This is a genomic window from Actinophytocola sp., assembly GCF_036555685.1.
Classification (GTDB): Bacteria; Actinomycetota; Actinomycetes; order Mycobacteriales; family Pseudonocardiaceae; genus Actinophytocola.
This window is the reverse complement of record NZ_DATBKY010000122.1, coordinates 1-3,740: the sequence shown is the minus strand read 5'-3', so window position 1 is coordinate 3,740 and position 3,740 is coordinate 1. Positions and strand designations below refer to the sequence as shown.

Annotated in this window: 5 protein-coding genes; all 5 read left to right on the top strand. The window is 72.0% G+C overall.

The window, feature by feature from the left end; all coding sequences use genetic code 11:
• Positions 1-710, top strand: a 710-nt coding sequence (locus tag VH969_RS12895) for an electron transfer flavoprotein subunit beta/FixA family protein (RefSeq protein WP_331973950.1), incomplete at its 5' end; no start/stop codon positions are given.
• A gap of 12 nt (positions 711-722) precedes the next feature.
• Entirely contained in the window at positions 723-1,691 is a 969-nt protein-coding gene (locus VH969_RS12890; RefSeq protein ID WP_331973949.1) for an electron transfer flavoprotein subunit alpha/FixB family protein, read from the top strand.
• A gap of 75 nt (positions 1,692-1,766) precedes the next feature.
• The gene (locus tag VH969_RS12885; protein WP_331973948.1) at positions 1,767-2,636 is read left to right on the top strand and encodes a GNAT family N-acetyltransferase; all 870 of its coding nucleotides are present in this window, start codon (positions 1,767-1,769) and stop codon (positions 2,634-2,636) included.
• Between the two features lie 9 nt (positions 2,637-2,645).
• Positions 2,646-3,368 carry a class I SAM-dependent methyltransferase gene (locus VH969_RS12880; RefSeq protein WP_331973947.1) on the top strand — a complete coding sequence of 241 codons (723 nt, stop codon included), beginning with the start codon at positions 2,646-2,648 and terminating at the stop codon, positions 3,366-3,368.
• 126 nt (positions 3,369-3,494) lie between these two features.
• Positions 3,495-3,740 (top strand): MFS transporter (locus tag VH969_RS12875; protein ID WP_331973951.1); only part of this gene is annotated, 246 nt, incomplete at its 3' end.

The window sequence follows — 3,740 nt, the reverse complement described above, 5'->3', positions numbered from 1 at the left end:
GGACGCTTGACCGGGAATCGCCGGACGGGCTGATCAACGAGCTGGATGAGTACGCGATCGAGGAAGGCCTGCGGATCGCCGAGGCCCAGGGCGGCGAGGTGACGATCCTGTCGATGGGGCCGGAGAAGGCCGCCGAGTCGGTGCGCAAGGCTTTGTCGATGGGCGCGGACAAGGCGGTGCACGTGCTGGACGCGGCGCTGGCCGGGTCCGATGCGCTGGCGACATCGCTGGTGCTGGCGGAGGCGCTGAAGCGGACCGGGTTCGACCTGGTGATCTTGGGCTCGGAGTCGACCGACGCGCGGACCGGGGTGCTGCCGGCGATGCTGGCCGAGCGGCTGGGGGTGCCGCAGCTGACGCTGGCGTCGAAGGTCGACATCTCCGGGACGGAGGTGACGATCCGGCGGATGACCGACGACGGGTATGCGGTGGTGACCGGGGCGCTGCCGGCGGTGGTGTCGGTGGTGGAGAAGATCAACGAGCCCAGGTACCCCTCGTTCAAGGGGATCATGGCCGCGAAGAAGAAGCCGGTCGAGACGCTCGGCGTCGCGGACCTCGGTATCGACGCGGGCGAGGTCGGCCTCGCCAGCGCGTGGTCGACGGTCGTCGAGGCCGCGCCGAAGCCGCCGCGCGAGGCGGGCCAGCGCGTCGAGGACGACGGCGACGGCGGCGTGAAGATCGCCGAGTACCTGGTCGCCCAGAAGCTGATCTGAGGAGGATTACCAATGACTGAGGTTCTGGTCCTCGTCGATCACCTGGACGGCGAGATCAAGAAGGTCACCTACGAGCTGCTGACCGCGGCCCGCGCGCTCGGCGAGCCGAGCGCCGTCGTGGTCGGCGCGCCCGGCACCGCCGCGAAGCTGAAGGAGTCGCTCGCGGCCTACGGCGCGGAGAAGGTCTACGTCGCCGAGTCCGACGACGCCGCGGGCTACCTCGTGACCCCCAAGGTCGACGTGCTCGCCGCGCTCGTGGAGCGGACGTCCCCGGCCGCCGTGCTCGTCGCGGCCGGCTCGGAGGGCAAGGAGGTCGCGGGCCGCCTCGCGATCCGCATCGACGGCGGCCTGCTGGTCGACGTCATCGGCCTGGAGGGCGCGGGCGGCGACGTGACCGCGACGCAGTCCGTCTTCGGTGGCGCGTTCGTGGTGAAGTCCAAGGTCACCAAGGGCACCCCGGTGATCTCCGTGCGGCCGGGCGGGCTCGAGGCCGAGCAGGCCCAGGGCGCGGCGGCCGAGGAGGCCGTCGAGGTGCCGGCGGTCGACCCGGCGAAGTCCGCGAGGATCACCGGCCGCGAGCCGGTCGTCGGCGGCGACCGTCCGGAGCTCACCGAGGCGTCCGTCGTCGTGTCCGGCGGCCGCGGCGTGGGCAGCGCGGAGAGCTTCGAGGTGGTGGAGAAGCTGGCCGACGCCCTCGGCGCGGCCGTGGGCGCCTCGCGCGCGGCGGTCGACTCGGGTTACTACCCGGCGCAGTTCCAGGTGGGCCAGACGGGCAAGACCGTGTCGCCGCAGCTGTACATCGCACTGGGCATCTCCGGCGCGATCCAGCACCGCGCCGGCATGCAGACGTCGAAGACCATCGTCGCGGTCAACAAGGACCCGGAGGCACCGATCTTCGAGATCGCCGACTTCGGCGTCGTGGGCGACCTGTTCAAGGTCGCGCCGCAGCTCACGGAGGAAGCCGAGAAGCGGAAGGGCTGAGTTCACCTTTCCGCCATCGAGGTGTCACGCCAAGTGACACGTGAGGTTTGCCGGGGGCCGCGTGCAACCTGAGGCATGACGCAGGCAGAGCTACTCGTCAGCACCACAGGTGATGGAACGGCGCGGCCCCGGTACTCGCTGCTGGTGGCCCGCGATGGCGAGGAAGTCCTTGCCGCGCAACGACTCCGGTATCGCGTCTTCGCCGAGGAGATGGGCGCGACCCTGCACACGCTCGTGCCCGGGGTGGACGTCGACGCGTTCGACGAGCACTGCGACCACCTGCTCGTAAAAGATGACCGCACCGGCGAGATCGTCGGCTGCTACCGGATGCTGCCGCCCGAGCGGGTGGCCGACGCCGGGATGCTCTACTCCGAGACCGAGTTCGACCTCAGGGCCATCGACGGGCTGCGCGGCGCGCTCGTCGAGACCGGCCGCTCGTGCGTCCACCCCGGCCACCGGACCGGCGCCGTGGTCAGCCTCGTCTGGGCCGGCATCGCGCGGTACCTGCTGCTGTCCGGCCACCGCTGGCTCGCCGGCTGCGCGTCGGTCCCGCTCGCCGACGGCGGCAGGCTCGCCGCGGGCGTCTGGCAGACCGTGCGGGACAAGCACTACGCGCCGCCGCGGTACCGGGTCCGCCCGCTGCGGCCGTGGGAGCCGTCCGATGTGGAGGTTCCGAGCCGGGTCGTGCTGCCGCCGCTGCTGAAGGGCTACCTGCGGCTCGGGGCCTGTGTGTGCGGACCCCCGGCGCACGACGCGGACTTCGGCGTGGCCGACCTGTTCGTCCTGCTCGGACTCGAGCACGTCGACCGGCGTGACGCCCGAGGGCACGACGTGGTGTGGGCTGACCCATGGCCGGTTCCGCCCCGCGATGTGCCAGGCGGCGATCGACGGCGGCGTGCCGGTGCTGCCGGTCGCGCTGCGGTTCCGGCTGGCGGACGGCACTAAAATGGCTTGGTGCAACGGAATATTCGTTCGGTCGACGACGTGTTGGCGATGCTGGACCGCCTCTTCGCGCCCGGCGCGGACCGCTGGAGCGACGGGGGCAGCGACTGGTGGGACGGCTTCTACGCCGACCGCGACCGGGACGTTCCCTTCTTCGTGGCCAAGCCGGACGAGAACCTCGCCGGCTACCTCGCTCGAGGGCTGCTGACTCCCGGCCGCGCGCTGGATCTCGGCTGCGGGCCCGGCCGCAACGCGGTGTACCTGGCCGCCGCGGGCTTCGACGTGGACGCCGTCGACCTGTCCCCGACGGCCATCGCGTGGGGACGCGAGCGCGCCCGCGAGGCCGGCGTGGAGGTCGCCTTCCGGCGCGCGGACGCGTTCGCGACGGAGCTCGACGGGCCGTACGACCTCGTCTACGACTCCGGCTGCCTGCACCACCTGCCGCCACACCGCCGGATCGGCTACCTCGCCCTGCTCGACCGGCACCTGGCCCCGGGCGGCCACTTCGCGCTGACGTGTTTCGCCGCCGGCGCGATGGGCTCGCAGATCCCCGACGCCGACCTGTACCGCGTCGGCCGGCTGGAGGGCGGCCTGGCGTTCACGCCGGAGTCCCTGCGCTGGATCTTCGCCGACCTGACCGAGGTGGAGCTACGCCGCATGCGGGACGAACCGCCCGAGTCGGACTGCTTCGGCGAGCCCTTCCTCTGGACGGCCCTCCTCCGTCGCGATCGGTGACCTGGACTGGACCTCCAGCGCGATGGAGGTTGCACCATGAATCCTGTGAGCGTGCAGATCGAGCAGACCAGGGCCGAGGCGGCCGGATCGTTGTGGCGCGGGAGCTACCGGGCCACGACGATCGGCATGACGATGCTCGTCACGATCGCGGCCTTCGAGCACCTCGGGGTCAGCACCGCGATGCCGACGATGGTCGCCGACCTGCACGGGGAGGCGCTCTACTCCTGGCCCTTCACCGCGTTCCTCGCCGCCAGCGTGATGGCGACCGTCCTCTCCGGACGGGTCAGCGACCGGCTCGGGCCGGTACCCGCGCTGCTCGCCGGGCCGGGCCTGTTCCTCGCCGGCCTGGTCACCGCCGGGTTCGCGACCGGC

Excerpts from the sequence above, each read along its gene's own strand:
- VH969_RS12885 (WP_331973948.1), top strand. The coding sequence starts at position 1,767 with ATGACGCAGGCAGAGCTACTCGTCAGCACCACAGGTGATGGAACGGCG.
- VH969_RS12890 (WP_331973949.1), top strand. The coding sequence starts at position 723 with ATGACTGAGGTTCTGGTCCTCGTCGATCACCTGGACGGCGAGATCAAG.